At 65.6% G+C, this 26,585-nt stretch carries 21 protein-coding genes; 11 read left to right on the top strand and 10 right to left on the bottom strand.

What is annotated here, in order from left to right; all coding sequences use genetic code 11:
• Window positions 1-397: 397 nt before the first annotated feature.
• Window positions 398-1,663: an IS256 family transposase gene (locus tag GWK50_RS18460; RefSeq protein WP_162017810.1), complete on the top strand. Its 1,266-nt coding sequence runs from the start codon at window positions 398-400 to the stop codon at window positions 1,661-1,663.
• 33 nt (window positions 1,664-1,696) lie between these two features.
• Here GWK50_RS18460 and GWK50_RS18455 read toward each other — a convergent pair whose 3' ends face one another.
• The 4 genes from GWK50_RS18455 to GWK50_RS18440 form a co-directional block, all read right to left on the bottom strand.
• Window positions 1,697-1,960 (bottom strand): hypothetical protein, encoded by a 264-nt coding sequence (locus GWK50_RS18455; protein ID WP_162017809.1) that lies wholly within the window; start codon window positions 1,958-1,960, stop codon window positions 1,697-1,699.
• A gap of 62 nt (window positions 1,961-2,022) precedes the next feature.
• A complete protein-coding gene (locus GWK50_RS18450; RefSeq protein WP_162017808.1) occupies window positions 2,023-2,922 on the bottom strand; it encodes a hypothetical protein in 900 nt (299 codons plus the stop codon).
• 42 nt (window positions 2,923-2,964) lie between these two features.
• On the bottom strand, window positions 2,965-4,446 hold the full coding sequence (locus GWK50_RS18445) for an HlyD family type I secretion periplasmic adaptor subunit (RefSeq protein WP_162017706.1): 1,482 nt from the start codon (window positions 4,444-4,446) through the stop codon (window positions 2,965-2,967).
• Entirely contained in the window at window positions 4,443-6,584 is a 2,142-nt protein-coding gene (locus GWK50_RS18440) for a type I secretion system permease/ATPase (RefSeq protein WP_242455491.1), read from the bottom strand. Before GWK50_RS18440 ends, GWK50_RS18445 begins: the two co-directional genes overlap by 4 nt.
• Window positions 6,585-7,020: 436 nt before the next feature.
• Here GWK50_RS18440 and GWK50_RS18435 point away from each other — a divergent pair, with 436 nt between their 5' ends.
• From GWK50_RS18435 to GWK50_RS18420, 4 genes are all read left to right on the top strand, one after another.
• Window positions 7,021-7,761, top strand: a complete 741-nt coding sequence (locus tag GWK50_RS18435) for a zf-TFIIB domain-containing protein (protein WP_162017807.1) — start codon at window positions 7,021-7,023, stop codon at window positions 7,759-7,761.
• Window positions 7,758-8,660: a hypothetical protein gene (locus tag GWK50_RS18430; protein WP_162017806.1), complete on the top strand. Its 903-nt coding sequence runs from the start codon at window positions 7,758-7,760 to the stop codon at window positions 8,658-8,660. The genes GWK50_RS18435 and GWK50_RS18430 overlap by 4 nt, the downstream gene beginning before the upstream one ends.
• A 71-nt stretch (window positions 8,661-8,731) precedes the next feature.
• Window positions 8,732-10,804 carry an acetoacetate--CoA ligase gene (locus GWK50_RS18425; protein WP_162017805.1) on the top strand — a complete coding sequence of 691 codons (2,073 nt, stop codon included), beginning with the start codon at window positions 8,732-8,734 and terminating at the stop codon, window positions 10,802-10,804.
• A 115-nt stretch (window positions 10,805-10,919) separates the two neighbouring features.
• On the top strand, window positions 10,920-12,290 hold the full coding sequence (locus GWK50_RS18420) for a TrpB-like pyridoxal phosphate-dependent enzyme (protein WP_162017804.1): 1,371 nt from the start codon (window positions 10,920-10,922) through the stop codon (window positions 12,288-12,290).
• Window positions 12,291-12,423: 133 nt separating this feature from the next.
• Here GWK50_RS18420 and GWK50_RS18415 read toward each other — a convergent pair whose 3' ends face one another.
• From GWK50_RS18415 to GWK50_RS18400, 4 genes are all read right to left on the bottom strand, one after another.
• Window positions 12,424-13,347 (bottom strand): DMT family transporter, encoded by a 924-nt coding sequence (locus GWK50_RS18415; protein ID WP_162017803.1) that lies wholly within the window; start codon window positions 13,345-13,347, stop codon window positions 12,424-12,426.
• Window positions 13,348-13,415: 68 nt separating this feature from the next.
• Entirely contained in the window at window positions 13,416-14,873 is a 1,458-nt protein-coding gene (locus GWK50_RS18410; RefSeq protein ID WP_162017802.1) for a hypothetical protein, read from the bottom strand.
• A 102-nt stretch (window positions 14,874-14,975) separates the two neighbouring features.
• Window positions 14,976-16,397: a hypothetical protein gene (locus GWK50_RS18405; protein WP_162017801.1), complete on the bottom strand. Its 1,422-nt coding sequence runs from the start codon at window positions 16,395-16,397 to the stop codon at window positions 14,976-14,978.
• Between the two features lie 211 nt (window positions 16,398-16,608).
• Complete coding sequence (locus GWK50_RS18400) at window positions 16,609-19,113, bottom strand: PAS-domain containing protein (RefSeq protein WP_162017800.1); 2,505 nt, start codon at window positions 19,111-19,113, stop codon at window positions 16,609-16,611.
• A gap of 184 nt (window positions 19,114-19,297) precedes the next feature.
• Here GWK50_RS18400 and minC point away from each other — a divergent pair, with 184 nt between their 5' ends.
• The 4 genes from minC (at window position 19,298) to GWK50_RS18380 (ending at window position 22,770) form a co-directional block, all read left to right on the top strand.
• Window positions 19,298-20,053, top strand: coding sequence for a septum site-determining protein MinC (gene minC, locus GWK50_RS18395; protein ID WP_162017799.1), 756 nt, complete (start codon window positions 19,298-19,300; stop codon window positions 20,051-20,053).
• Window positions 20,054-20,089: 36 nt separating this feature from the next.
• The gene (gene minD, locus GWK50_RS18390; RefSeq protein ID WP_162017798.1) at window positions 20,090-20,905 is read left to right on the top strand and encodes a septum site-determining protein MinD; all 816 of its coding nucleotides are present in this window, start codon (window positions 20,090-20,092) and stop codon (window positions 20,903-20,905) included.
• A 3-nt stretch (window positions 20,906-20,908) separates the two neighbouring features.
• Window positions 20,909-21,175, top strand: coding sequence for a cell division topological specificity factor MinE (gene minE / locus GWK50_RS18385; protein ID WP_162017797.1), 267 nt, complete (start codon window positions 20,909-20,911; stop codon window positions 21,173-21,175).
• A gap of 125 nt (window positions 21,176-21,300) precedes the next feature.
• Window positions 21,301-22,770: a DUF4832 domain-containing protein gene (locus GWK50_RS18380; RefSeq protein WP_162017796.1), complete on the top strand. Its 1,470-nt coding sequence runs from the start codon at window positions 21,301-21,303 to the stop codon at window positions 22,768-22,770.
• A 255-nt stretch (window positions 22,771-23,025) separates the two neighbouring features.
• On the opposite strand, the gene GWK50_RS18375 is transcribed toward GWK50_RS18380, so the two are convergent.
• Window positions 23,026-23,610: an MOSC domain-containing protein gene (locus GWK50_RS18375; RefSeq protein WP_162017795.1), complete on the bottom strand. Its 585-nt coding sequence runs from the start codon at window positions 23,608-23,610 to the stop codon at window positions 23,026-23,028.
• 1 nt (window position 23,611) lies between these two features.
• Window positions 23,612-24,055, bottom strand: a complete 444-nt coding sequence (locus GWK50_RS18370; protein ID WP_162018176.1) for a flavin reductase family protein — start codon at window positions 24,053-24,055, stop codon at window positions 23,612-23,614.
• Between the two features lie 160 nt (window positions 24,056-24,215).
• Here GWK50_RS18370 and GWK50_RS18365 point away from each other — a divergent pair, with 160 nt between their 5' ends.
• Window positions 24,216-25,160 carry a M14 family zinc carboxypeptidase gene (locus GWK50_RS18365; RefSeq protein WP_162017794.1) on the top strand — a complete coding sequence of 315 codons (945 nt, stop codon included), beginning with the start codon at window positions 24,216-24,218 and terminating at the stop codon, window positions 25,158-25,160.
• A gap of 162 nt (window positions 25,161-25,322) precedes the next feature.
• The gene (locus GWK50_RS18360; protein ID WP_242455431.1) at window positions 25,323-26,528 is read left to right on the top strand and encodes an ABC transporter substrate-binding protein; all 1,206 of its coding nucleotides are present in this window, start codon (window positions 25,323-25,325) and stop codon (window positions 26,526-26,528) included.
• The last annotated feature ends 57 nt before the right edge of the window (window positions 26,529-26,585 follow it).

The following is a 26,585-nucleotide window of genomic DNA, read 5'->3' as shown; positions in this document are numbered from 1 at the left end:
GCGTGCGACCAAACGTCACTACGGCATCGACGGGCGTGACATCGTTCTTGAAGACTTCGGAGTTGAACTTGATTCGGTCGTCTTGCCAGCGGGGCCCATGCATCATGCTGTTGGCGATGTCCATGAACTGCGCCCAGCTGAAGTCCTGCGGTAGCTGACGATTGCCATTGCCCAAGGCCAAGTCGACCACACTGAACAAGGAATCGATGGCGGTGATGGGGAGGAGGCCGTATTTGTTCAGGGCATCTTTGTAGCTGGTTTCGATTTGAATAGTGTCTGGAAGTTCGTAAGCTCCCGAGCTACCGCGACTTCCCAGTAAGGTCAGATAGTTTTCCAAATGCTGCGAGCCTGTCAGAAATTTTGTGTTTGAGGCATAGCATGACGAACAGGAGCATCTATGCCAAGCAAGAAGAAGCCGGCGGCAGCCGGCATGACGGCGTTGCCGTCGATCCCCAAGGAACTCATTGAGCAATTGACCGGCGGCGCCACGCCGATGACGGCCGACCAGATCAACGCCACCACCATGGCGCTGAAGAAGGCGCTGATCGAGCGGGCGCTGGGCGCGGAGCTGTCCCACCACCTGGGCTACCCGCCCGGCAGCGCCCGCCCCGAGGAGGCCGCCAATCTGCGCAACGGCACGTCCGCCAAGACGGTGCTGACCGAAGACGGGCCGCTGCGCATCGAGGTGCCACGCGACCGGGCAGGCTCCTTCGAGCCCATCCTGATCCCCAAGCACGAGCGGCGCTTCACGGGGTTTGACGACAAGATCGTGGCCATGTACGCGCGCGGCATGACCGTGCGCGAGATCCAGGGCTTCCTGGCCGAGCAATACGGCACCGAGGTCAGCCCCGAGTTCATCAGCTCGGTCACCGACGCCGTCATGGCCGAGGTCACCGCCTGGCAGGGTCGGCCCCTGGAGCCGATGTACCCGGTGGTGTTCTTCGACGCGCTGCGCGTGAAGATCCGCGAGGACGGCGTGGTGCGCAACAAGGCCATCTACCTGGCGCTGGGCGTGCTGCCCGATGGCACGCGCGACATCCTGGGCCTGTGGATCGAGAACACCGAGGGAGCCAAGTTCTGGATGAAGGTGTTCAACGACCTCAAGACACGCGGCGTGGCCGACATCCTGATCGCCGTCACCGACGGCCTCAAGGGCATCCCCGAGGCGCTGGCGGCGGTGTTCCCGGCCACCACGCTGCAGACCTGCATCGTGCATCTGATCCGCAACAGCCTGGACTTCGCGAGCTGGAAGGACCGCAAGGCGCTGGCAGCGGCCTTCAAGCCGATCTACACGGCACCCAGTGCGGAGGCGGCAGCGGCCGAGCTCGATGCCCTGGAGGCCGGCCCCTGGGGGAAGAGGTTCCCCACCGTCGTTGCGACCTGGCGCCGGGCCTGGGACCGCGTGATTCCGTTCTTTGCCTTCAGTCCGGCGGTGCGCCGCGTGATCTACACGACCAACGCCATCGAGAGCCTGCACAGCCGGCTGCGCAAGATCATCAAAACGCGTGGTCACTTCCCCAGCGACGATGCCGCCACCAAGCTGCTGTGGCTGGCGCTGCGCAACATCACTGCCGACTGGGGTCGGGCAGCCAAGGAATGGAAGGAGGCCATGAACCAGTTCGCCATTGCCTACGGCGAACGCTTCACACGACCTGCCGCGTAATATGCGGCGCGGGTTCATCTAAATCGATGGACCCTACACGGAGCCTCGAACACAGAAATTCAGACAGCCCCAATGCTGCTTACCCACGCCCTTGAAAGCAGTGCCGCCCCAGGCACCGTCAGGGCCGCCAGCGCCAGTGTTGTTCCATTGGCTGCGCACCATTTCGTAGAACAAGCGGGCCAGGGGCGACATGCTGGCGGTGTTGTCGGCCACGATGGCACCGGCCAGGTAGGCATAGGCATCGCCTTTGCTGCCGAGGAAGTTCCAAGCTTCGGATATCTTGCCTTGGTCTTTCATGTCAATAAGTTTGGCAAGCTCTTCGGCAGTGATGTTCAATGTAGACACAGTCGTCCTTTCGGTTAGCGGGTTGAGGAAGGGGAAACAGGTGGGGTGGGGGCGGCTATCGCAGCCCGATGCGCCAGGCCAGCGGCCTCGAATTCGCGCAGACGCTCACTGACCTTGTCGGCCATGGCAACAATGTTCTTGATGTCTCTGCGGGCAAAAGAAACGTCCACCATCAAAGACCGCGCCCAAGGAAAGCTGAGGTGACAAATGTGGAAGAGACCATCGCCGTCACTGCAGTAGATGAAATACTTGACGCGGTCGTTCTGGATGTACTCGTAGTAGACGGTGTCCATCATGGGTTTGCCGTTGTGGCCCCGCATCCTTTCAACAAATTCCGCACCAAATTGGCGTGTGTCTTTCTCAGCATCTTTTTCGGGATAAATCCCCCAACTCCGCCGAAACCGTCGCAGCCCCTGTGCGGCCTGGTCGGAGGGCTCTTCGATGAACTCCGCCCAAGACATCCTGCTTCCCGGCACCTTATGAAAGTTGTCCCAATAGTCACCAACTTGGTTACCCTGAATATCAATCCGCAAACTCAAGCCAGGCCCGGCCTTCCAATACATCGCGCTGTTGCGCTCTGGGCTCCAGGGCTGCACATCAGGCACGCTGGCATGCAGCGTGATGTTGGCTACCAAGCCATCGGTGGAGTTGCGCGCGTAGCCCCTGAGCCAGGTTTTCTCTGGAACAAGAAACGCGGTGTCGTCGATAGGGATGTAGGCCACGCCGTCCTTGCTCTGCACCGGATCGGGCAAGGGTTTGCGGGCCAGAAGTTGCGCCACTTCACCGGCCGCTTGGCCCCAGACTTGCAGCGACGGCATGCGGTCGCACCCTGCAAGCAGTGTCAGCAGGGCTAGGACTGATGCACGCCAAGCCATGCCAAGGCTTGGGTTTGCAACCATGTTCATAGCCGCCATGAAAATTCCTTTCGTCTTGTGTCGTCGCACGCTATGCAGCATTCACCGCTCCCTCAAACTCTCCCTCCCCGCCTTCTCGATCGGGCTGAGCAGGTATTCAATGACTCTGCGTTTACCTGTTTTGATCTCCGCCGTCACATTCATCCCCGGCGCCAGCTTGATGGGTTTGCCGTCCACGTCGATGTGGGTCTGCTGCAGCTTGAGCGTGGCCGGGAAGATCGCCCCGCGTTTCTCGTCATTCACCGCGTCCTGCGTGACCTTGTCCACACTGGCTTTGACGGTGCCGTAGCGGGTAAAGGGGAAGGTCTCCAGCTTGATGGCCACGTCCTGCCCCGGTGCCACAAACCCGATGTCCTTGTTCTCCAGTTGCACCTCGGCGCTCACGCTGGCCGCATCGGGCACGATGACCATCAGAGCCTGGGCTTCGGTCACTACGCCGCCTTCGGTGTGCAGGGCCAGTTGCTGCACGGTGCCTGATACCGGGGCGGTGAGGGTGGCCAGGTGTTCACGCTGGGTGGCTTTGGCCAGTTCCTGCCTGGTCTGGTGGCGCTTGAGGTCGGCCTGGGCCTGGCGGTCGCTCAAGGCTCTGCGCGTTTCTGCCAGGTAGGCGCTGCGGGCGTGCTGGGCTTCGCGCAGGGCGGCCTGGGCTTCTTGGTACCGGGCCTGCTGGGTGGCCAGGTCGCGCTCAAGCTCTATGCGTTCGCGCCTGCGGTCCTGGTTGGCGTGGCCGGACATGAAGCCTTGGGTGGTGAGCGACTGGAAGTCTTGTTCGCGCTGGCGGGCGATGGGCAGCGTGGCTTCGAGCTTGGCGATCATGGCGCGCACGGTGGCCATTTCGGCCTGGCGGCGCTGGTGTTCGGCAGACAGCCGGGCCAGGCGGGCGGTGATGTCGCTCCACTCGGCGGCCAGCTGGGCCTGGGTGTCGGCCTTGTCGGCGGGGGTCCAGTCGGTGGGGATGTCATTTTCAAGGGCTTTTTTGGCGTCCAGCGCTTGATGGATGTGCGCTGATTGCTCTTGTTTTGATAGCATTTGCTGCAGGGCGCGGGCGCGCAGCCATTCGGACTGGGCGGCTTTGCGGGTCTCTGTGAGGCTGGCTTTGTCGGCCTGGGCGCTGGTGGGGTCGAGTTCCACCAGGGGCTGGCCTGCTTCCACATGGTCGCCGTCTTGGACGAGGATGCGCTGAACCACGCTGCGCTCCAGGGGCTGGATGACCTTGGTGCGCTCGCTCACGATGAGGCGCCCAGGTGCCACGGCCACGATGTCGATCTGGCCCAGGCAGGCCCAGGCCAGTGCGATGGTGAACAGGGCCATGAGGGCATAGGCGGCGCGCCGCGGGGCGGGGTGTACGGGGGTTTCTTGCAGGGCCAGGGCGGCGGGCAGGAAGGCGCGTTCGTCGGCCAGGCGGGTGGGGCCTGCCAGTTCTGCCCTGTGCTGCCATGCGGCCTGGAAGATGGCGCGGTAGCGTTGCAGCAGTTCGATGGCGGGGTGGCGTGGGCTGTGCGCTGCGGGGGTGTTGCTGTTCATGCGGCGCTCTCCTGGCGGGGGGTGCCTGCTTGCATGCGCCACAGGTGGGCGTACAGGCCTTGCTGCTTTTGGATCAGGGCGTCGTGCGGGCCGGCTTCGACGATGCGACCTTTGTCCATGACGATGATGCGGTGCGCATGGCGCACGGCAGACAGGCGGTGGGCGATGATGAGCACGGTGCGGCCCTGGCAGATGTGGGCCATGTTGCGCTGCACGATGGCCTCAGATTCGTAGTCCAGGGCGCTGGTGGCTTCGTCCAGGATGAGGATGCGCGGGTTGGTGAACAGGGCGCGCGCAATGGCGATGCGCTGGCGCTGCCCGCCCGAGAGACTGCCGCCCTGCTCGCCCACCAGGGTGTCGTAGCCTTCGGGCAGTTCGCTGATGAAGTCGTGGGCGCCTGCCAGGCTTGCGGCATGCACCACGGCTTCGATGGGGGCTGCGGGGTCGGCAATGGCGATGTTTTCGCGCACGCTGCGGTTGAAGAGCAGGTTTTCTTGCAGCACCACGCCCACCTGGCGGCGCAACTGGGCGGCGTCGATGAGGCTGATGTCGATGCCGTCCACCAGGATGCGGCCTTGTTCGGGGGTGTACAGGCGCTGCACCAGTTTGGTGAGGGTGCTTTTTCCGGAGCCCGAGCGCCCGACGATGCCGATGACTTCGCCGGGGCGCACATCCAGGTGGATGCCACCCAGCACCGGGGCGGCTTCGGGGCGGTAGCGGAAGTGGATGCCGTCCAGGGTGATGCGGCCTTTGATGGGGGGCAGTTGGGCGGCGCTGCTGGGCGGCACTTCGGTGCGGGTGTTCAGGATGTCACCCAGCCGGGCCATGGAAATGCCGGTTTGCTGGAAGTCGGTCCACAGTTGGGCCATGCGCATGATGGGCTGTGCCACACGCTGGGCGAACATGTTGAAGGCCACAAACTGGCCCACGCTGAGTTCATTGCCCATGACCAGGTGGGCGCCGTACCAGAGGGTGGCTGCGTTGACGAGCTTGCCAATGAGGTTGACGCCTTCGTGCGCCCAACTGGCCAGGTTCTGCGTCTTGAAGCTGGCGCTGACGTAGGCAGCGAGCTGGTTGTCCCAGCGGCGCGCGAAGCTGGGTTCGAGCGCGCTGGCCTTGACGGTTTGGATGCCGGTGACGGTCTCCACCAGCATGGCCTGGTTCTCCGCGCCCCGGGCGAACTTGACATCCAGGCGCTTGCGCAAAATGGGCACCACCGCCAGGCTCAGGCCAAAGTACAGGGGCAGGCTGACCAGCACGATGAGGGTCAGCGGCACGCTGTAGAACAGCATGACGGCCACGAAGAGGATGGAGAACACCACGTCCAGCAGCACGGTGAGGGCGTTGCCGGTGAGGAAGCTGCGGATGTTTTCCAGCTCGCGCACGCGGGCCACCGAGTCGCCCACGCGCCGCGCCTGGAAGTAGGCCAGGGGGAGTTGCACGAGGTGTCGGAACAGCCGCGCGCCCAGTTCCACATCAATGCGGCTGGTGGTGTGGCTGAAGACGTAGCTGCGCAGGGCGTTGAGCAGGCTCTCGAACACCACAACCACCACCAGGCCGATGACCAGCACGTCCAGGGTGGCCAGGCCACGGTGCACCAGGACCTTGTCCATCACGACCTGGAAGAACAGCGGGCTGACCAGCGCGAAGAGCTGCAGCATGAAGGAGACGATCAGCACTTCGCCCAGCAGCTTGCGGTGTTTGACGAGGCTGGGGATGAACCAGGAGAAGTCGAACTTGGCCAGCTCGCCCGCCAGGCTGGCGCGGCTGGTGATGAGGATGAGTTCGCCGCTCCAGTGCCGGGCAAATTGCTCCAGCGATTCGATGACGGGGCGGGCGCCTGCGCCGGGGGCGGTGGGGTCTTGCAGCAGCACGCGTTGGCCGTCGCATTGGGCCAGTACCACGGTGCGTGGCGTGCCGTCGTCCGAGCGCAGTATTGCCAAGGCAGGCAGGGGCGCCAGGGGCAGCCGCTGTGGCGTGGTGCGCGAGCATTTGGCTTTGAGGCCCAGGTGCCGGGCCGCGCGCAGGATGTCGGTGGTGCCCGCTGCCTCGCTGGGCTGCAGGCCAAGCTGGTGGGCCAGTGTGGCCGGCTCGGCTGCCGTTTGGTGGAACCTTGCTATCAGGCACAAGGCTGCCAGGGTGTGGTGGGGGTTGGGGGGTGGTGTGTTGGGCGCAGCAGGTGCGCATGTTGGCGTTTCAGGCGTGCTCGCGCTGCCCTCCCTTGGAATCTCGGGCATAACTGTCACTTTGTATGTACTTTTGTAAAGGGGGCATGCTATGGTTTTAAAATGTGCGATAGAAATTTCGATTGCAACTGAGGGTATCTGTCGACATTTCTTTCGAGGCGTTTAAGTTATTGATTCGCATGGGAATTGTTATCAATGAGAACCAAGGGTGTGTTACCCTTGAACACAATTCCGTGAGCAAAATTGGCAAGCGCGGAGCGGATTCAGCCAAGCTACGGCATGGGTGAAGGACTGGGCGCATGACTGCCCCAGTCTCTTTACCAGGCAACCCGCCGGTGCTGCACGGGCGCTACCATCGGATCTTCACCCGACCGCCCCCACCATTCCCATGAGCCCTGCCGCCGCCTGCCCCTCCTGCCGCCAGCCCATGGAGATCCACCGCTTCACGGCACACACCGGCCAGCCGCTGGAGCTGGACATTTGCTACGCCTGCCAGGGCTTGTGGATCGATCAGAACGAGAATCTCAAACTCCCGGCCCAGGCCGTGGTGGAACTGTTTGGCCTGCTGCACCGGCACCGCAGCGACGAGCGCAGGCCCTTGCAGTCGGCCATGGCCTGCCCGCGCTGCACGCGCTCGTTGGCGCAGGGTTTTGACGTGGTGCGCAGCGGGCGCTACATGACCTACCGCTGCGCCTCGCGCCACGGGCGCTTCAGCACCTTTGCCTCGTTCATGGTGGAAAAAGGCTTTGTGCGCCACATGACCCAGGCCGAGATCACCGACCTGGCCCAGCGTGTGGGCGCGGTCTATTGCACCAGTTGCGGCGCCCCGGTCGATATCCGCAAGGACCACGCCTGCCCCTACTGCCGCGCCGCCTTCTCGCTGCTGGACCCCGAAGCCGTCAGCAAGGCGCTTGAGGGCTATGCCCGCACCCGCGCCACCGGGGAGACCGGCAGCCCCGTGGACATTGCCGATGCGCTGATCGTCATCGAACGCGACCGCAACCGCGCCGAACGCGAGCGCCAGCAACAGGGGCTGCGCAGCATGGGCCAGAGCGCCAGCTCGCACGAGCTGACCGGCGACCTGCTCGCCGCCGGGGTCGAGCTGGTCTGGCGCACCCTGTTTCGGTGACCCCCAGGCACGCTGCCCTGCTGGCCTGCCTGTGGCCCCTGCTGGCATGGGCCCAGCCCGTGCTGGGAACGCCGCCGCGCCATGCACCCCCCACCCTGGCCGAGGTGCCCAATGCACAGGCCATCACCCAACGCATCTGGGCTCCTGGTATCGACGACGGCTACGTGCCCCAGGGCGTGGCCTGGGCGGGTGGCCGACTGTACCTTTCGGCCTACCGCAGCACCGACCCGGCCGTGGGCCAGGGGCCGTGCCGCGTGTTCCAGATCGACCCGGCCCACGGAGCCACCCTGGGGTGGCTGGACATGCCACCCGGCTGTGGCCACGCGGGCGGCCTGGTGGCGCTGGATGAGCGCACGCTGGTGCTGGGCGACACGCGGCGCCTGTACCGCATCGACCTGATCGCCGCCTTTGGCCCCCAGGCCGATGCGGCGCGTGCCATCACCGCCACCGTGGGCCTGCGCGGGGCGCTCAAGGCGTCCAGCATCGCCTTCGATGGTCAGCGGCTGCTGCTGGCCACACATGCCGCCCAGCCCACACAGGCACTGGCGCACTGGCTGCCCCTGGCAGTGCTGGACACCCACAACGGCAGCGACATCGACGAGTCTGCCGCCACCGACCGCATCGCCCTGCCCACCAAGGTGCAGGGCACGGCCTTTGACAGCACCGGCGCGCTCTGGCTCAGCACCAGCGACAGCCGCCATGGTCTGCTGGCCCGCAGCGACCCCCCAGGGCAAGCGCCCACGGCCCGCCATGCCATGGTCATTGGCATGGAAGGGCTGGCGTTCGACGCGCAGGGCGCGCTGTGGTCGGTGTCCGAAGCCGGATCGCTGCGCTGGCAGCGCTGGGGGGTGCATTTCCCGGTGCTGTTTCGCATCGACCCTGCGCGTTTGCAGGACTGATGTCCCCGCCGTGACAGGTGCCGCCTCTGGGGGCAGTGCCCGCCCGCGGTGCTGGCGCTACCCTCAACGCTATGACCGCCCCCTTTGTTCCGCAAATCCGCCTGTACCAGGACTGGCTGCGCACGCAGCGCGGCCTGGTGTTCGACGACTACGACGCGCTCTGGCGCTGGTCGGTGACCGACCTGGACGCCTTCTGGCAAAGCGTGTGGGACTACTTCGAGATCGCTTCGCCCACACCCCACCACGCGGTGCTGGCCACCAACCGAATGCCGGGGGCGCAGTGGTTTCCGGGGGCGCAGGTCAACTACCTGCGCCAGGTTCTGCGCCATGTGGAGCCCGCGCACGCCGCTGGCATGCCCGCCATCGTGGCGTGCAACGAGCGCGGCCAGCGGCGTGAACTGGGCTGGCCCGAGCTGCGCCGCCAGGTGGCTGCGCTGGCGTTGCACCTGCGCGCCCAGGGCGTGCAGCCGGGCGACCGCGTGGCGGCCTACCTGCCCAACATTCCCGAGGCCATGGTCGCCTTTCTGGCCACGGTGGGCATCGGCGCGGTCTGGAGCATTTGCGCCCCCGACATGGGCACCCACGCCGTGCTGGACCGCTTTCGCCAGATCGAACCCACCGTGCTCATCGGCGTGGATGGCGTGACCTACGGCGGCCGCGACATGGACCGCTGCGCCGTGCTGCAGGAACTGCGCGCCCAACTGCCCAGCGTGCGCCATGTGCTGCTGGTGAATGATCTGGATGCTACTAAAACAATAGCTGATAGCGCCCTTTTTACGGACGTTGTGGCCCGAAATGATGCAGAAGTTGCGGCCTTCGAACCCCTGTGGCTGCCCTTTGACCACCCGCTGTGGATCGTCTATTCCAGCGGCACCACCGGCCTGCCCAAGCCCATCGTGCACGGGCACGGCGGCATGATCCTGGTGTCGCTGCAGCTCAAGGGCCTGCACAACGACGTGGGCTGCAGCTACCACCCCAACAGTTGGGGCGAGCGCTACCACTGGTACAGCTCCACCGGCTGGGTCATGTGGAACGCGCAGACCGCGGGCCTGCTGGGCGGCACCACCTGCGCCATTTACGACGGAAACCCCGGCGGCAGCAAGGAGCGGCCCGACTGGGGCACGCTCTGGCGCTTTGCCGCCGAGAACGGGGTCACCTACTTCGGCGCAGGCGCCGCCTTCTACGCCAACTGCATGAAGGCGGGCCTGGTGCTGGCCGACTGCGGCGACCTGACCCGCATCCGCGCGCTGGGCACCACCGGCTCGCCGCTGGCGCCCGAGGTGCAGCAGTGGGGCACGGAGCAGTTTCGGGCCATCCGTGCCATGACAGGTGGGGAGCCGCAGCCCGACATCTGGTGGAACAACATCTCGGGCGGCACCGATTTCTGCGGCGCCTTCATTGGCGGCCACCGCGAGCTGCCGCTGGTGCCGGGCGAGATGCAGTGCCGCATGCTGGGTGCCGCCGTGCAGGCCTGGGACGAGCAGGGCCAGCCCGTGGTGGATGCGGTGGGCGAGCTGGTGTGCACCCAGCCCATTCCCTCCATGCCCCTGTACCTGTGGGGCGATGCGGACGGCAGCCGCTACCTCTCCAGCTACTTCGACATGTACCCCCCCGGCCACGGGCGCAAGCCCGGTGGTGGCGACGGCCCGCCCGCCATGGGCGCCGTCTGGCGCCACGGCGATTGGCTGCGCATCGGTGCGCACGGCGGCTGCACCATCTATGGCCGTTCGGACGTCACCATCAACCGCCACGGCCTGCGCATGGGCACGAGCGAGATCTACAGCGCCGTGGAGGCCCTACCCGAGGTGCTCGACAGCCTGGTGGTGGACCTCGAATACCTCGGGCGCGAGAGCTACATGCCGCTGTTCGTGGTGCTGCGCGAAGGCTGCACGCTCGACGACGCACTGCGCGCCCGCATCCACGCTGCCATCCGCACCGCGCTCAGCCCGCGCTTCGTGCCCGACGCCATCTTCGCCGTGGCCGAGGTGCCGCGCACCCTGAGCGGCAAGAAGCAGGAGCTGCCCATCAAGAAACTGCTGCTGGGCCAGCCGCTGGAGAAGGTGGTCAACCGCGACGCCATGGCCAACCCCGGCTGCCTGGACTGGTACGTGGCGTTTGCGGCGCGGCGGGCGCAGGCGGCGTGAGCCTGTTCCCCGGACAAACCCCCATGCCCGCGCTGGTACGATGGCCCGGTGGTGCGCCGACCGGGCGATGGGCTGCGCGCGCCCCCATCCCAACCAACCCGAGGAGTGAGAAGCGATGAGTGGTCAGACCAAGTTCCTGCTGCAAGAGAGCCAGATGCCCAAGGCCTGGTACAACCTCCAGGCCGACCTGCCCAAGCCCCTGCCGGCCGTGTTGCATCCGGGCACGCACCAGCCCGTGGGCCCGGACGACCTGGCACCCTTGTTCCCCATGGAACTGATCCTGCAGGAAGTGAGCACCGAGCGCGAGATCGAGATCCCCGAACCCGTGCGCGAGATCTACCAGCTCTGGCGCCCCGCGCCGCTGTTCCGCGCGCACCGGCTCGAAAAAGCACTGGGCACGCCCGCCAAAATTTTATACAAGTACGAGGGCGTGAGCCCCGCCGGCAGCCACAAGCCCAATACCGCCATCCCGCAGGCTTTCTACAACAAGCAGGCCGGCGTCAAGCGCCTGACCACCGAGACCGGCGCGGGCCAGTGGGGCACCTCGCTGTCGTTCGCGGGCTCGCTGTTCGATCTGGAGGTGCTGGTGTTCCAGGTGCGCGTGTCGTACGACCAGAAACCCTACCGCCGCGCCGTGATGGAAACCTATGGCGCGCGCTGCCTGCCCTCGCCGTCCACCGAAACCCAGTACGGCCGCAGCGTGCTCGCCCAGCGCCCCGACCACCCCGGCAGCCTGGGCATCGCCATCTCCGAAGCCGTGGAACTGGCCGTGCAGCGCGACGACACCAAGTACGCGCTGGGCTCGGTGCTCAACCACGTGCTGCTGCACCAGACGGTGATCGGCCTGGAAGCCATGGAGCAGATGCAGATGGCCGACGCCTGGCCCGACGTGGTGGTGGGCTGCACCGGCGGCGGCTCCAACTTTGCCGGCATTGCCTTCCCCTTCATCGGCCACGGCCTGCGCGGCGGCCCCAAGCCGCGCATCGTGGCCGTGGAGCCTGCGGCCTGCCCCTCGCTCACGCGCGGCAAGTACGCCTACGACTACGGCGACACCGGCCACATGACGCCGCTGACCAAGATGCACACCCTGGGCAGCACCTTCACGCCGCCGGGCTTCCACGCCGGTGGCCTGCGCTACCACGGCATGGCGCCCATGGTGTCGCACGCCAAGGAGCTGGGCCTGATGGAAGCCGTGGCCTACACGCAGAACCAGTGCTTCGAGGCCGGCGTGCTGTTCGCGCGCAGCGAAGGCATCGTGCCGGCGCCGGAAGCCAACCACGCCGTCAAGGGCGCCATCGAGGAAGCCCTGCGCTGCAAGCGCGAGGGCAAGAGCGAAACCATCCTCTTCGGCCTGTGCGGCCACGGCCACTTCGACATGGCGGCGTACCAGAAGTACTTTGCCGGCGAACTCAAGGAAGAGTCGTACGACGAGAAGGAACTGGCCATGGCGCTCTCCGGTTTGCCCAGCGTGGCCGAACCGGCGTAACGCCATCACCACAGGGGCGGATTCGCCCTTGGCACACCAAGCCGCTGCCCGTTCCAGGGTAGCGGCTTTGCTATTTATTTGATAGCTGTTTGCGCTTATCTGGTAAGCGCTGGAGGTCGATTTGGCTTGAATATCACGCAGCTGCGGGCTTGCGATTCACCAGCACAATGCCTGCTGCCACCAGCGCCAGCGCGGCCAGCAGGCCGGGCGTGACGGGCTCGCCCAGCCACCAGGCGCCAAACAGCAGGGCGAATACGGGGGTGAGGAACACGAACACCGAAATCTTGGTGGCCGGGTAGCGCGTCAGCAGCCACATCCACGCCAGGTAGCTGGCAAACGCGCCCACCAGCGCCTGCACCAGCAACGAGCTCACAGCAAAGGCGCTGAAATCCAGGCTCCAGCGCTCGCCCAGCGCCAGCGACAGCAGCGGCAGTACCGCCGTGCTGATGCCCACCTGGAACAGCAACTGCTTGGCCGGTGCCACGTGGCCCAGCGGGGTGGCGCGGATGGTCAGCGTAGTCAGTGCCCACAGCAGCCCGGCCAGCAGGCCCAACAAGTCGCCCAGCCAGGCCTGGGGCAGCGCGGCCTTGGCGGGCCCCAGCAAGCCCTCGCCCAGGGCCAGCCCCACGCCCGCAAAGGCCCCAGCCAGGCCCAGCCACTGCCAGCCGCGCAGCCCCTCGCCAGGCACAAAGCGCGGCAGCAGCAGCGCCACCCAGAAGGGCGAGCAGTACAAAAACACCGTCAGGCGCGAGGCCGTGGTGTACTGCAGCCCGATGTAGATGCAGGCAAACTCCGCCGCAAACAGCGTCCCGGCCAACACCCCGGCGCCAAATGCCCCCCGTGGCTCGTGCGCGCTGCCCAGGCGCACTCCGCGCCACAGGCACCACGCCAGCACCGCCACCGTGGCCATGGCAAAGCGCACAAAGGCCTGGAACACCGGCGCCACCTCGGCCACCGTGGCCTTGACCAGCACCTGCTGAAAGCCCCAGAACAGGCAGCAGGCCAGGAGGATGGCAATGGCCGTGGCGTCGAGATGGTGCAGGCGCGAAGGGGGCATGGCGCCGATGCTATAGCATCGCGCCTTGCCGCGCTCCTCCATCCACCAGATGACCGCCGGTCAGCCGTTCAAGGGCAAGCCCAGGCGCCGTTGCTGCGTGTGAACATCTCGTTGCCGTAGAGCAGGGCATTGCCATCGCGGGCCAGCGCCCACATGGGAGAGCTTTCGTAACCGCGCGAGATCGCGGCTTGCCGCTGCCATGCCGTGCCGCTGCGGGTAAAAAAAGCCATGTAATAGCCATCCTTCGACAGGGGGCCGCACGAGAGATCGGTGGCATGGACAGCGCGTCCAGAGAGGTCGTCTGGCCTATTCATCGCCAAGACAGCCAGGGTGCTGCCGTCGTCGGACAGCTTCATATCGCTTGAGTCCATTGATGTAATGTCCGTGCCGGTCTTGAGGCCCACAGGAATGCGGGCTTGCTGGCTCCAAGTGCCGTTGCTTTGCTGGGTGAAGACCAAGGCGAAGGATGGAGTGCTCTCGCTACGGCGAATGGCCCCTTGGTTCACAGCCAAGGTCTTGCCATCACGTGCCAAAGCCATGAAATCGACGTGGATGTCGCCTGTCTCTAACAAAGCCTGTTGAGACCAGTTCGCACCGTTGCGAGCGTAGATCACGACGGTACCCATGGTCTTGTATTGGGGAGTGTCCGAGCGCAATTGAATCGGCACGGCCAGTAAGCTGCCGTCAGCGGACAGTGCCAATTTGGACGCATACGTCGAGCAAGGCTGCTGGCAAGCAGATGGGATGTTGCTGGGTGTGAGAGACGCTTGTTGGCTCCAGGTGCTGCCGCTGCGCTGGTAGATGTAAGTACGTGCGCTGGAAGGGGTCAGGTTATTTTCAGCTGGCACCTGCTCATTGATGGCCAGGGTGTTGCCGTCGTCAGACAGCGCAAGCGGGTTTCCGAAAAAGACATCGCCGGAGCGCAGCACGACTTGCTGCTGCCATGGATGAGCGCTGTTGCTGCGCGTATAAACAGCGACCTCGTAGATTTTTTTATCGTAGTCACTCTGATTGATGGCAAGGGTGAGCCCGTCTTTGGACTGCGAATGGAAGATCGGCACCCTTCCGGAAGGGAATTCGTAGCTGGGTTCATTGACGATGGGTGCGGTAAAGGAGCCGCATCCATTGGCATCGCACGCACGCAGTCGGTAGGTGGCGTTGATACGCGTAGCCTGGTTGAGCGTAGCGTTGCTGGGGTCGTTGAAGGTTCCGGTGAACCCCTGCGAACCTTTGGACTGGTACTTGAAACCCGTTCCGGCGTCGTTGTTGGCGTCGGCCCCTTTGACCTCAGGCAGAGGGCCGGGGCCGTCGGGATCCACATACAGTTCGTAGCGGGTAGCGCCGGGTGTGGCGGTCCACCGGAGGTTCAGTTCATATGTGAAGTTTGCGGGTGCTGCGAGGCTGGGCGCGGGTGGTTCCGCTGGGTTGTCGGAGCCACCGCCGCAGCCTGCCAGTGCCGCCAGCGCAAGGCCCAGTGCCACGGTGGTGCGCAACTGCGCGGAGATCCCATGGGGTTTGGTCGTCATCTTCAAGAGCATCCTTGTTTCAAAGTCTTTGGGGTGCGAAATCGTCCCCCCGAAGCCGCGGCACCCCAGGCGGAATGCCGTGGCTGAGCGCCGATCAGCCAATCAAGGGCAAACCCAGGCGCCGTTGCTGCGCGTGAACAGTTGGTTGCCGTAGAGCAGGGCATTGCCATCGCGGGCCAGCGCCCACTTGGCAGCGCTTTCGTAACCGCGCGAGATAGCGGCTTGCCGCTGCCATGCCGTGCCGTTGCGCGTAAACAATGCCATGTAGTGCCCGTCTTTCGCTATCGGGCCGCACGAGAGATCGGCGGCAAGGAGGGCGCGTCCAGAGGTGTCTTCCGGCTGATTCGGCGCCAAGACGGCCAGGGTGTTGCCGTCATCGGACAGCCTTATATCGCTGTACTGACCTGCTGCAATGTCCACGACGTAGGTGATACCTACAGGAATGCTTGCTTGCTGGCTCCAGGTGCCGTTGCTTTGCTGGGTGAATACCCGGACGAAGGACGGAGTGCCGCCGTAACGGTAATAGGCGCCCTCATTCACTGCCAAGGTCTTGCCATCACGTGCCAAAGCCATGAGTTCGGCCGATCTTTCGCCTGTTTCTAACAAAGCCTGTTGGGACCAAGTTGCTCCGTTGCGAGCGTAAATCACGACGGCGCCCATGTACTCGCGTGTGGTTTGCGAGTAAAAACGAATCGACTCCGTCAGCAAGCTGCCGTCGGCGGACAGTGCCAATTGATTGGCATATATCGCGCATGGTGGCTGGCAGGCCGCGGGGATGTTGCTGGGTTCGAGTGAGGCTTGCTGGCTCCAGGTACTGCCGCTGCGCTGGTAGATGTAAGAACGCATCCCGGACGGGATGAGGTCACCCTTGGGCGGTACAGGTTCATTGATGGCCAGGGTGTTGCCGTCGTCAGACAGCGCTAGGTGGAATCCGAAAGAGGCATTGCCGGAGCTCAGCACGGCTTGTTGCTGCCATGGATGGGCGCTGCTGCTGCGTGTGAAGACAGCTACGGTGTCTGTGTCGGCACTGTGCTGCCTGATAGCGAGCGTGAGCCCGTCTTTGGACTGCGAATGGAAAATCGGGACCCTTCCGGAAGGCAATTCGTAGCTGTATTCCTGGACGATGGGTGCGGTAAAGCTGCCGCATCCTTGGGCATCGCACGCACGCAAGCGGTAAGTGGCGTTGATTGTTGTGGCCAGGCCCAGGGCACTGAAGTTGTCATCGTAGAAGGATCCGATGAGCCTCTGTGAATCCTTCGGGTAGGCGCTGAAGCGAAAGCCTTTCCAGTTGTCGCCGGTGGCATCGGGCTCTTTGCTCTCCGGCAGCGGGCCGGGGCCGTCGGGATCCACATACAACTCGTAGCGGGTGGCACCGGGCGTGGCGGTCCACCGGAGGTTCACTTCATATGTGAAGTTTGCAGGTGCCGCGAGGCTGGATGGCGGTGGCGGCGCAGGGTCGTCGTAGCCGCCGCCACAGCCCGCCAGCACCGCCAGCGCAAGGCCCAGGGCCACGGTGGTGCGCAAGGGGGGCATCGTGCGCGAGTGTGCGGGGTTGAAACCAGGGATGGAGGGCATCTCGAACATCTTTCTTGAAAATGAGGGATGCGCCCGCGAGCCGCTTGGGGCCGCTGCGCGGCGCCGAGCGATTGGAACACTGTAGTTCAAAAAACAGTGTTTCTATTTGTGTCGCTGTGTCCGATGAATTGGATCCGGCAAGCCAGGCCGCAGCACGGTGTTAGGCAGTACCGCCACCCGGCTGCTCGCCCAGCCATTGACGCAGCGCCTCCAGTGGCTGGGGACGGCTGAAGAGGTAGCCCTGGCACATGTCGCAGCCCAGGCTTTGCAGAAAGGCGTGCTGGCCTTCGGTTTCCACGCCTTCGGCCACCACGGCCAGGCCGAGGTGGTGGGCCAGGCTGATGGTGGCGGTGCAGATGGCGGCGTCGTTGGGGTTGGTTTCCAGGTCCTGCACAAAGGATCGGTCGAGCTTGAGGCTGTCCAGCGGCAGGCGCTTGAGGTAGGCGAGCGAGGAGTAGCCGGTGCCGAAGTCGTCGATGGCCAGGCGCACGCCCAGGCGGCGGATTTCCTCCAGGCGCAGCACGCAGGCATCGGGGTCCTGCATGGCCACGGATTCGGTCACCTCCAGCGTCAGCGCAGCTCCTGGGAGCTGGTGGTCTTTCAGCACCTGGGCAATTTGTTCGGGCAGGCGCGGGTTGCGCAACTGCACGGCACTGAGGTTGACCGACATGCCCAGGTGCGTGAGGCCCTCGCGGTGCCAGCGCGCCAGGGCGCCGCAGGCCACGTGCAGCACCAGTTCGCCGATCTGGTCGATCAGGCCCAGTTCTTCGGACAGGGGAATGAAGTCCAGCGGTGCAATCCATTGCCCAGCGGGATACTCCCAGCGCACCAGTGCCTCAAAGCCCAGCACCTGGCGCGTGTGGCAGTCCAGCAGCGGCTGGTAGTGCACGGCAAAGCGCTTGAGCGAGACGGTTTCCTTGAGCGCGCGTTCCATGGCCGCGCGCCGCGTGGCCATGGCCATCATGGCCGGGTCGAAGCAGCGGTAGTGCCCTTTGCCCAGGTGCTTGGCCTGGTACATGGCGATGTCGGCGCTCTGCATCAGGCTGCCGCGGTCCTTGCCGTCCTGCGGGTAGAAGCAGATCCCGATGGATGCCGAAGCGTGCAGCTCCTGCCCAGCCAGGTGCACCGGGGCGTTCAGGCGGGTGATGAGTTTGTCGGCCACGGTCAGCGCGTGCTGGGGGTCTTGCAGCTCGGTCAGCACGACGACGAACTCGTCGCCGCCCAGGCGCGCAACGATGTCGCTGTCGCGCACGGCGGCGCGCAGGCGTTGGGCGATGGCGCGCAGAAACTCGTCGCCCACACCATGGCCCAGGCTGTCGTTGATGCCCTTGAAGTTGTCCATGTCCAGGAACAGCACGGCCAGCCGCCGGTCGTGGCGCCGGGCGTCAGCCACCACCTGGTCCAGCCGTGCCTCCAGCGCGTAGCGGTTGGCCAGGCCGGTGAGCGTGTCGTGGTGCGCCAGGTGCTCGATGGCGCGGGCTGCGCGGCGCTGCTCGGTCACGTCCGAGTAGATGGTGATGAAGCCGCCGCCGGGCAGGGGCTCGCCCACCAGGTCGATGACCACGCCGTTGGGGCGCACGCGCTCCACGTGGTGCGGTTCCGGGTGCAGCGCCTTCTCGGTGAGGCCTTGCACGAAGCGCTCCACGTCCACCTGGCCGTATTCGCCCCGTTCGGCGTTGAAGCGTGCCAGATCCGAAAAGTGTGGCTGCTGGTCCACCAGCGCGCGTGTGAAGCCCAGCAGGCGAATGGCCTGGTCGTTCATCAGGACCAGGTGCAGGTTTTTGTCGAACACGCTGACCCCGCAGGGCAGGTTGTCGGCCAGGGCCTGCAGCAGCAGGTTTTTCTCGGCCAGCGCCGCCTCGCGGGCCTTGTTCTCGGTGATGTCGGTGTAGCTGGTGACAAAGCCCACGGTGCGCTCGCCTGCGACCATGGGGCGTCCCTCCACCAGGTGGGTGCGGCCCGTGGGGCGGGTGCGCTCCACGCGGTGCGGTTCAAAGCGCAGCGCCCACTCGCGGCGTTGTTGCACGTAGGTCTCGGGGTCGTCGGGGCCGTATTCACCGCGCTGCGCCGGGTAGCGGATCAGGTCTTCAAATGGAACATCGGGGTACACCGCACCGTCGGGAAGGCCCAGCACATCCAGCAGCTTGTCGTTCCAGCACTTGAGACGCAACTGCGCGTCAAACACCGAGATGCCCTGGGGCAGGTGCGCCAGCACGCTGCGCAGGTACAGGGCCTGCTCGTTGATTTGCGCCGTGGCGCGTTCGCGCTCCGTGATGTCGGTATAGATGCTGACGAAGCCACCGCCGGGCAAGGGGGCGCCGATCACTTCCATCGTCTTGCCGTCGGGCCGGTGGCGCACAAAGCGGTGCGCCTCGCGCTTGGCCGCCAGCGCCAGGCGTTCCCGGACAAGGGTCTCGGGATCGCCCGGACCGTACTCCCCGCGCCGTGCGTTGAACCACAACAGGTCTTCCAGCGTCGGCATCTGCGGGGAGAACAGTTCCGCAGGGAAATCCAGCATGTCCAGCGCCGTCTGGTTGATGGCCACCATGCGGAACTCGCCATCGAACAGGGCCACGCCCACGGGCATGTGCTCCAGCATGTTGTGGAACAGCTCCAGCGCCTGCTCGGGCGCCAGCTTGCCGATGTAACGCTTGTTCGGGCTCAAGAGACCTCCGTGGGGGTGGCAGCGCCGGGCCACTGTGGCATGGTGACAGAAATGCACACGCGCGGCGTCCTAGGGTTTGCACCATGCATCGCCCCGCGTGCTGGGCATGGAGGCTGGTCGGGGACAGTGCCACGGTACACTTGCCGCAATTTTGTGCGCAAGCGCCCAACCCACACTCTGATCCATGACCGTGACGGCGGGCCTTTCCCGCACCCATTTTGACTTCAAGAGCGCCTCGCTGCCTGTGGTGGCGCTGGTGCTCAAGACCACCGACTTGGCGGTGCTGGCCACCGAGCTGGCCCAGCGCCTGGCCGATGCGCCGGGTTTTTTTGACCAGGACCCGGTGCTGATCGATCTGGCCGGCGTGCGCGATGCGCAGGAACCCCTCGACTTTTCCGCCCTGGTGCAACTGCTGCGCCAGCACCGCACGCTGCCCGTGGCTGTGCGCGGTGGCTCCGATGCGCAAATGCAGGCCGCTTGCGAGGCTGGGTTGGCCGCCGCGCCCGACGCTGCGCCCACCCGTGCCGATGCCGAACCGCGCGAGGTGGTGCGTGAGGTCGAAGTGGTCCGCGAGGTCGAGGTGGTGCGCGAAGTGCCCGTGGCCGCGTTGCCCGCCGTGGTGGTGGACAAACCGCTGCGCTCCGGCCAGCAGGTCTATGCGCGCGGCGCCGACCTCATCGTGATGGCCATGGTCAGCTTTGGCGCCGAGGTCATCGCCGACGGCAACATCCACGTCTATGCGCCGCTGCGCGGCCGCGCCATCGCCGGAGCGCGCGGCAACACCGATGCCCGTATTTTCTGCACCTGCATGGAGCCGCAGCTCGTCTCCATCGCAGGCATTTACCGCACCACCGAGACCGAACTGCCCGACAGCGTGCGTGGCAAGCCGGCCCAGGTGCGGCTCGAAGGCGAAAAGCTCCTGATCGAGCCCCTCGCCTGACCCTCTCCCTATCAACCCACTGAGAAACAGCATCACATGGCCAAAATCGTCGTCGTGACCTCCGGCAAGGGTGGCGTGGGCAAGACCACCACCAGTGCCAGCTTCGCCTCCGGCCTCGCCCTGCGCGGCCACAAGACCGCCGTGATCGACTTTGACGTCGGCCTGCGCAACCTCGACCTCATCATGGGCTGCGAGCGCCGCGTGGTGTACGACCTCATCAACGTGATCCATGGCGAGGCCAACCTGAACCAGGCCCTCATCAAGGACAAGCAGTGCGACAACCTGTTCGTGCTGGCCGCCAGCCAGACGCGCGACAAGGATGCGCTGCGCCTCGAAGGCGTGGAGAAGGTGCTCAAGGACCTGGCCGAGATGGGCTTTGAGTACATCGTCTGCGATTCGCCCGCCGGTATCGAAAGCGGTGCGCTCATGGCCATGCACTTTGCCGACGAGGCGCTGTTGGTGACCAACCCCGAGGTGTCCAGCGTGCGCGACTCCGACCGCATCCTGGGCATGCTGGGCAGCAAGACCAAGCGCGCCATCGAGGGCGGCGAGCCCATCAAGGAGCACCTGCTCATCACGCGCTACAACCCCAGCCGCGTGCAGGACGGCCAGATGCTGAGCCTGGAGGACATCCAGGACATCCTGCGCATCAAGCTCATCGGCGTGATTCCCGAGTCCGAGACGGTGCTGCAGTCGTCCAACCAGGGCATTCCGGCCATCCATGCCAAGGGCACCGATGTGGCCGAGGCCTACCAGGACGTGATCGACCGCTTTCTGGGCGAAGACAAGCCCCTGCGCTTCATCGAGGCGGAAAAGCCAGGCTTCTTCAAACGCCTGTTCGGGAGCAAATAAGCCATGGCATCCTTCCTCTCCTTCCTGCTCGGCGAAAAGAAGAAGACCGCCAGCGTCGCCAAGGAGCGTCTGCAGATCATCCTGGCGCACGAGCGCAGCGGTCGCAACGCGGCCGAACCCGACTACCTGCCCGCGCTGCAGCGCGAACTGGTGGCCGTGATCTCCAAGTACGTCAAGATCAACCCTGACGACCTCAAGGTGCACCTGGAGCGCCAGGACAACCTCGAAGTGCTCGAAGTAAAGATCGAGCTGCCCGAAGCCAGCCGCTGAAGCACGCTCGGGTGCAATTGGCAACAGCTTTGTACAAGCGGTTGCACTTGAGTGTTTGATGGCGAGCGGCCCGCACCGTAGCATGCCCCCAAGCCTGACCGTGCGCAGGCGCACGGGGGAATGCGATGCGGGCATGGACTCTGAAATGCAGCGCCGTGGTGGCGCTGTGCGTCGCAGGGCTTGCGGCCTGTGGGGGCGGTGAGGACGACCTCGCCATCCAGCGTTCGGAGCGGGGTGTACCAGCGCCAGCGCTGCGCATGACCAGCGTGGTCCCCATGGCGCAGGTCCACCTGCAGCCGACCGACCTGGACTTTCCCAACCCCGAGCGGGGCTTTTACCGCTTTGCCAGCGACCCCTCCAAAATCACGGCCACCTCGCTGCTCTATGTGGCGCAGGAGGGTCAGCGCCTGGTCTATACCCCTGGTGACCTGAGCGCGTACCGTACCCGCAACCTGCCAGCCAACTACCTGACCAAGCTGGAAACCGGTTTCGCCAACCTGCGCAAGCAGGGGCTCAAGGCGGTGCTGCGCTTTGCCTACAACTACCCGGAAACAGAATCCGAATACCTCAACGCCCAGGACGCCACACTCTCGCGGGTCAAAAGCCATATCCAACAATTGCAGCCGGTGCTGCAGCGCAATGCCGATGTCATTGCCGTGGTGCAGGGCGGCTTCATCGGCGCCTGGGGTGAATGGCACACCTCGTCCAACAACCTCACCACGCCAGCACGCAAGGCCGCGGTGCGCGACGCATTGCTGCAGGCGTTGCCCAGCCAGCGGCTGTTGCACCTGCGCTACCCGGCGGACCTGGCCCAGTGGTATCCCACCACGGCCACCTTGGCGCAGGCACTGTCGGCCACGCCCCCACCGGCGGCACGCATCGGCCTGCACAACGACTGCTTCCTCGCCAGTTCCGACGATGTGGGCACCTACTTTTCCGAAACCACTGCCGAGTCGCAGACCTTGCGCAGCTATGCCCAGCAGGCCAGCGCCGTGACCGGTGCCGGGGGCGAGACCTGCGCACCGCCGGAGCCCGCCCAGGCCCGCATGACCTGCGCCGACATCCTGCGCGAAGGCGCGCAGTACCACATGAGCTACCTGAACCGCGACTACTACGAGGGCTTCTTTGCCCAATGGCAGGCAGGTGGCTGCATGGCCGAGGTGTCGCGGCGCCTGGGTTACCGGCTGGAGTTGCAGACCGTGGCACACGGCAGCACCGCCGCGCCCGGTGGCACGTTGGCCTGGTCGGTGGCGCTGAGCAACCAGGGCTGGGCCCGGCCCTTGAATCCGCGCAGCCTGGCACTGGTGCTGGTGAACGCCCAGGGGCAGGCCATCACCTTGCCCCTGGCGGGCACCGACCTGCGCCAGGCCACGCCCGGCGAAACCCAGCAGTGGTCCGGCGAAGTAGCCCTTCCTGCGGCGCTGGCCAGCGGCTCGTACCAGGTGCACCTGGCCGCGCCCGATGCAGCGGCCGCCCTGGCGGGCAATGCGATCTATGCCTTGCGCTTTGCCAATGCGGACAACGTCGTCACCGGCGTGCAGTGGCAGCCAGTGCAGGGGCGCCTGGCGCTGGGCAGCACGCTCACCGTGCAGTGAGCTGCGGCGGCTGGCTTTATCCTAGAAACCGCAGTTGACCGCTCGCAACCTTTGGAAAGACCGCATGAAATCTGACTATGCGCCACTTGGGAGCGCTCACCTTCAGGGGGAGAGTGCTATGCACCCGCCAGCACCGCGCTCGGCGCGCCATGCGGTGTTGCTCCTCCTTGCGCACAGGAGTGCGCCGCGTCGTCACGCCTTGCCTGGCGCACCGATCACGGCACTGGCAGGCGCATCCAACTGCGGTTTCTAGGTTTATCGCTTGTGCTTGGCCCACTTGCCTGCCAGGGCCTTGGCGATGCTCAGGGCGCGCTGGCCGGGTTCCAACCGGGCGTGCTGGCCCGCCTCCAGGCTGCCCGGCCGCTCCACCGCCAGATAGAAGCCGCAGCGCCCGGTCTGTGCCATGGCGCGCCCGGCCTGGACAAAGCCCATCACGGCGTTGAACTTGTAGCAGGGCTCGCGCGGCGCCGTCACGCGCAGGGTGCACTCCGGGAAGTGCAGCCGGTCGCCGACATAGACCTCGTGTTCCAGCAGCCCCTGCACGGTCAGGTTCTCGCCCATGAAGCCAGGCGGCAACGCTGCGCTCGCCAGGCCATGCTGCTGGCGCTGCGCTTGCCAGAAGGCGAGATGCTCCACAGGGTAGGCGTACAAGGCCTTGTCCAGCCCGCCATGCACGCTGGGGTCGGCCTGCTCGTCGCCGTCCAGGCCCATGCGGCCCACGGGCACCTGGCCGGGCACCGGCGCCTTGGCAATGGCCGAGAGCACGCTGCGCTCGCCCACGCGCAGGGGCCGGCAGATGCCACGGCTCACATGCAGCAGGGTCAGGCCATGCGCAGACATGTCACAGCGAGTGCTGGGTATGGAAATGTCCGCCGTGGTAGAGCAAGGGCCGCACCCCGGCGCGGTGGCTGCAGCGCTCGACCTCGCCCACGAAGATCACATGGTCGCCTTCGGGGTACTGGCTGCGGCTGAAGCATTCGAACGTGGCGGCGGCGCCCTCGATCAGCGGGGTGCCGTCCAGACCGGGGTGGTGCGCCACACCCGCCCAGCGGTCGATGCCGCGCGTGGCAAAGCGCTCGGCCAGGGCCTGCTGGTCTGCGGCCAGCACATGGATGGCGTAGCGCACACCGGTGGCAAAGACGTCCATCGAGCCTGCCTGGCGCGACAGGCTCCAGAGCACCAGCGGCGGGGACAGCGATACCGAATTGAAGGAATTGGCCGTCAGCCCCACCAGGCCTCCCGAGGGCGCGCGCGCGGTCACGATGGTCACGCCCGTGGCGAACATGCCCAGCGTGCTGCGAAAGTGGCGCGAGTCGAAATCGGGGGGCAGTAGGGTGGGGCGGGGATGCACGCTGAACCTGGAAGGGAAGGGCGGGCTATTATCCGAGGCCTGAGGTTTTTGTGCTGTGCCCCACAGGGGTGCCCTTTGTTTTTGTGAGTGTGTGATGACAACGCTGGCCCCTTCTTCTGCTGCTGCCTTGGTGCGCCCGCGCCTGTCTGCCTGGTGGCGTGCAGGGGCGGCGGCTTTGGTGGCGACGGCGCTGGCGGGGGGCGCAGGGGCTTCGCAGACCGTCCCCAAGGAGAGTGTCTCGGCCTGTGCGCTGCTGCTCCAGCGCTTGCCGGGCGTGCGTGCCGAACAGTGCGAGGCCGCGCGACTCACGCCCAGCGGTGCCCGCTCGCGCCTGGGCACGGCGCTGTACTGGCGGGACATCCTGCCCCAGCGCCCGGACATCGATACGCTGCGTGTGCTGGTGGTGGGCGCCATGCATGGCGACGAGCTGACCTCGGGCGCGCTGGCCCTGCGCTGGATCGGCCTGGCCGAGCAGACACAGCGCCCCGTGCATTGGCGCTTTATTCCCGTGCTCAACCCTGACGGACTGCTGGCCAAAAAGCCTTCGCGCACCAATGCGCATGGTGTGGACCTGAACCGCAACTTCAACACCCCCGGCTGGAAGCTCGATGCCCCACGCTACTGGCGCGAGCGCACGCGTAAGGACCCACGCCGCTGGCCGGGCCCGGAGCCCCTGTCCGAGCCTGAATCGCTGTTTTTGCACACCCAGATGGAGGAGTTCAACCCCCACCTGGTTGTGAGCATCCACGCGCCCTATGGCGTGCTCGACTTCGACGGCCCCCACGAGCCGCCGCAGCGCCTGGGCCGCTTGCGCCTGGACCGCGTCGGCATCTTCCCTGGCTCGCTGGGGCACTACGGTGGCGTGCAGCAAAACATGCCGGTCGTCACCATCGAACTGGAACACGCCCTGAACATGCCGCGCGAGTCCGAAATGCAGGCCATGTGGAACGACCTGCTGCGCTGGATGGACACGCGCCTGTACCGCCCGTCCCCGGTGGAGGCGGCAAAAATCAAGGCAAATCGCCCTCTGGCGCCGTAAGTACGGCGCAAGTAGCTATGAAAATAATAGCATTCGTAGTGGCTGGCACGGTGCCAGCGCACTGACGAAAGCCTGACGCGCAAGCGCCCAGGCAGGGAAAATGCGGTAGCTGCCCCATTCCATCCGCGCCTAAGCTGCGCCGTCACGCAAGAGGAGAACCCCATGCAAGCAATTCGCCACTGGATGGCCGCCACCCTGGGCACGCTGGTCGTGCTGGCCGCACCGGCCGCCATCGCCCAGGCACCAGCCGCCACCGTCAAGGTGGGGGTGATTGGCCCCTTCACCGGGCCGTCGTCCGACTTCGGCATTCCGCTGCGCCAGGGCATTGAGCTGGCCGTGGCCGAGATCAACACTGCCGGGGGCTACCTGGGGCGCCCGCTGGAGCTGGTGGTGCACGACGACAAGGGCGACCCGGACACCGGACTCAAGGCCTCGCAAGAACTGGCCAAGCAGGGCGTGGTGGCCACCATTGGCTTTTGCAACACGGGCGTGGCGGTCAAGTCGCTGGAGGTGTACCAGAACGCGCAATTGCCGCTGATCGTTCCCTGCTCCACCGGCACGCCGCTGACGGCCAAGTACCCGCCAGCGCAGAGCTACATCTTCCGCAACTCGGCGCGTGACAGCATTCAGGCGCCCTTTGTGGTGGAGGACCTGGTCAAGCGTGGCTGGACCAAGGTGGCGATTTTTGCTGACACCACCGGCTACGGCGAGGCCGGGCTCAAGGACGTGCAGGATGCGCTGGCCGCACGCAAGCTGCAGGCCGTGCATGTCACGCGCTTCCCCTTGGGCGTGACTGATTTGCGCAAAGAGCTGCAAGCCGCGCGTGAGGCCGGGGCCAATGTGATCTTCAGCTACACCGTGGGCCCAGAAAACGCGGTCATCGCCAACGGGCGCAAGGACCTCGGTTGGAAAGTGCCCCAGGTCGGCGCCTGGCCGCTGTCCTTCCCCTTCTTCATTGATGGCGCCAAGGACGCTGCCGATGGCGCGTTGATGGCACAGACCTTCATTGCCGAGCCCAGCAATGAGCGCAGGGCGGCCTTTCTGACCAACTTCAAGCGCAAGCACGGCGAACGCATGGCCGTTCCCATGGCGGCTGCGCAGGGCTACGACGCCACCTATCTGCTCACCTACGCGCTGTTCGGCATCCGCGACGGCAAGCTCGACGGCCCTGCCGTCAAGAACGCGCTGGAGAACATCAAGCGCGTGTACTACGGCGTGGTGGCCACCTATGAGCGTCCCTTCACCCCTGAAGACAAGGACGCCATCACGCAGAACATGCTGGTCATGGGCAAGGTGCACAACGGGGCCATCACTTTTGCCTACCCTGAGGATGCCAAGCGCAACCTCATCGTCCAACGCAAGAAGTAGGGACGGCCCCTGAGCGCGGCCTGTGCCGCTTCCCGTGCTCTCGCATGGCTACCCAAG

This window comes from Acidovorax sp. 210-6 (assembly GCF_010020825.1).
In the GTDB taxonomy this organism is placed as follows: Bacteria; Pseudomonadota; Gammaproteobacteria; order Burkholderiales; family Burkholderiaceae_C; genus Simplicispira; species Simplicispira sedimenti.
The sequence above is the reverse complement of the archived record's forward strand: the minus strand, read 5'-3'. Positions and strand labels throughout refer to the sequence as shown.

Bases quoted from the DNA above. Each gene is read 5' to 3' on its own strand.
- GWK50_RS18460 (WP_162017810.1), top strand. From the start codon at position 398: ATGCCAAGCAAGAAGAAGCCGGCGGCAGCCGGCATGACGGCGTTGCCG.
- GWK50_RS18455 (WP_162017809.1), bottom strand. From the start codon at position 1,960: ATGAAAGACCAAGGCAAGATATCCGAAGCTTGGAACTTCCTCGGCAGC.
- GWK50_RS18450 (WP_162017808.1), bottom strand. From the start codon at position 2,922: ATGGCGGCTATGAACATGGTTGCAAACCCAAGCCTTGGCATGGCTTGG.
- GWK50_RS18445 (WP_162017706.1), bottom strand. From the start codon at position 4,446: ATGAACAGCAACACCCCCGCAGCGCACAGCCCACGCCACCCCGCCATC.
- GWK50_RS18435 (WP_162017807.1), top strand. From the start codon at position 7,021: ATGAGCCCTGCCGCCGCCTGCCCCTCCTGCCGCCAGCCCATGGAGATC.
- GWK50_RS18425 (WP_162017805.1), top strand. From the start codon at position 8,732: ATGACCGCCCCCTTTGTTCCGCAAATCCGCCTGTACCAGGACTGGCTG.
- GWK50_RS18420 (WP_162017804.1), top strand. From the start codon at position 10,920: ATGAGTGGTCAGACCAAGTTCCTGCTGCAAGAGAGCCAGATGCCCAAG.
- GWK50_RS18415 (WP_162017803.1), bottom strand. From the start codon at position 13,347: ATGCCCCCTTCGCGCCTGCACCATCTCGACGCCACGGCCATTGCCATC.
- GWK50_RS18410 (WP_162017802.1), bottom strand. From the start codon at position 14,873: ATGACGACCAAACCCCATGGGATCTCCGCGCAGTTGCGCACCACCGTG.
- minC (WP_162017799.1), top strand. From the start codon at position 19,298: ATGACCGTGACGGCGGGCCTTTCCCGCACCCATTTTGACTTCAAGAGC.
- minD (WP_162017798.1), top strand. From the start codon at position 20,090: ATGGCCAAAATCGTCGTCGTGACCTCCGGCAAGGGTGGCGTGGGCAAG.
- minE (WP_162017797.1), top strand. From the start codon at position 20,909: ATGGCATCCTTCCTCTCCTTCCTGCTCGGCGAAAAGAAGAAGACCGCC.
- GWK50_RS18380 (WP_162017796.1), top strand. From the start codon at position 21,301: ATGCGGGCATGGACTCTGAAATGCAGCGCCGTGGTGGCGCTGTGCGTC.
- GWK50_RS18375 (WP_162017795.1), bottom strand. From the start codon at position 23,610: ATGTCTGCGCATGGCCTGACCCTGCTGCATGTGAGCCGTGGCATCTGC.
- GWK50_RS18370 (WP_162018176.1), bottom strand. From the start codon at position 24,055: ATGTTCGCCACGGGCGTGACCATCGTGACCGCGCGCGCGCCCTCGGGA.
- GWK50_RS18365 (WP_162017794.1), top strand. From the start codon at position 24,216: ATGACAACGCTGGCCCCTTCTTCTGCTGCTGCCTTGGTGCGCCCGCGC.
- GWK50_RS18360 (WP_242455431.1), top strand. From the start codon at position 25,323: ATGCAAGCAATTCGCCACTGGATGGCCGCCACCCTGGGCACGCTGGTC.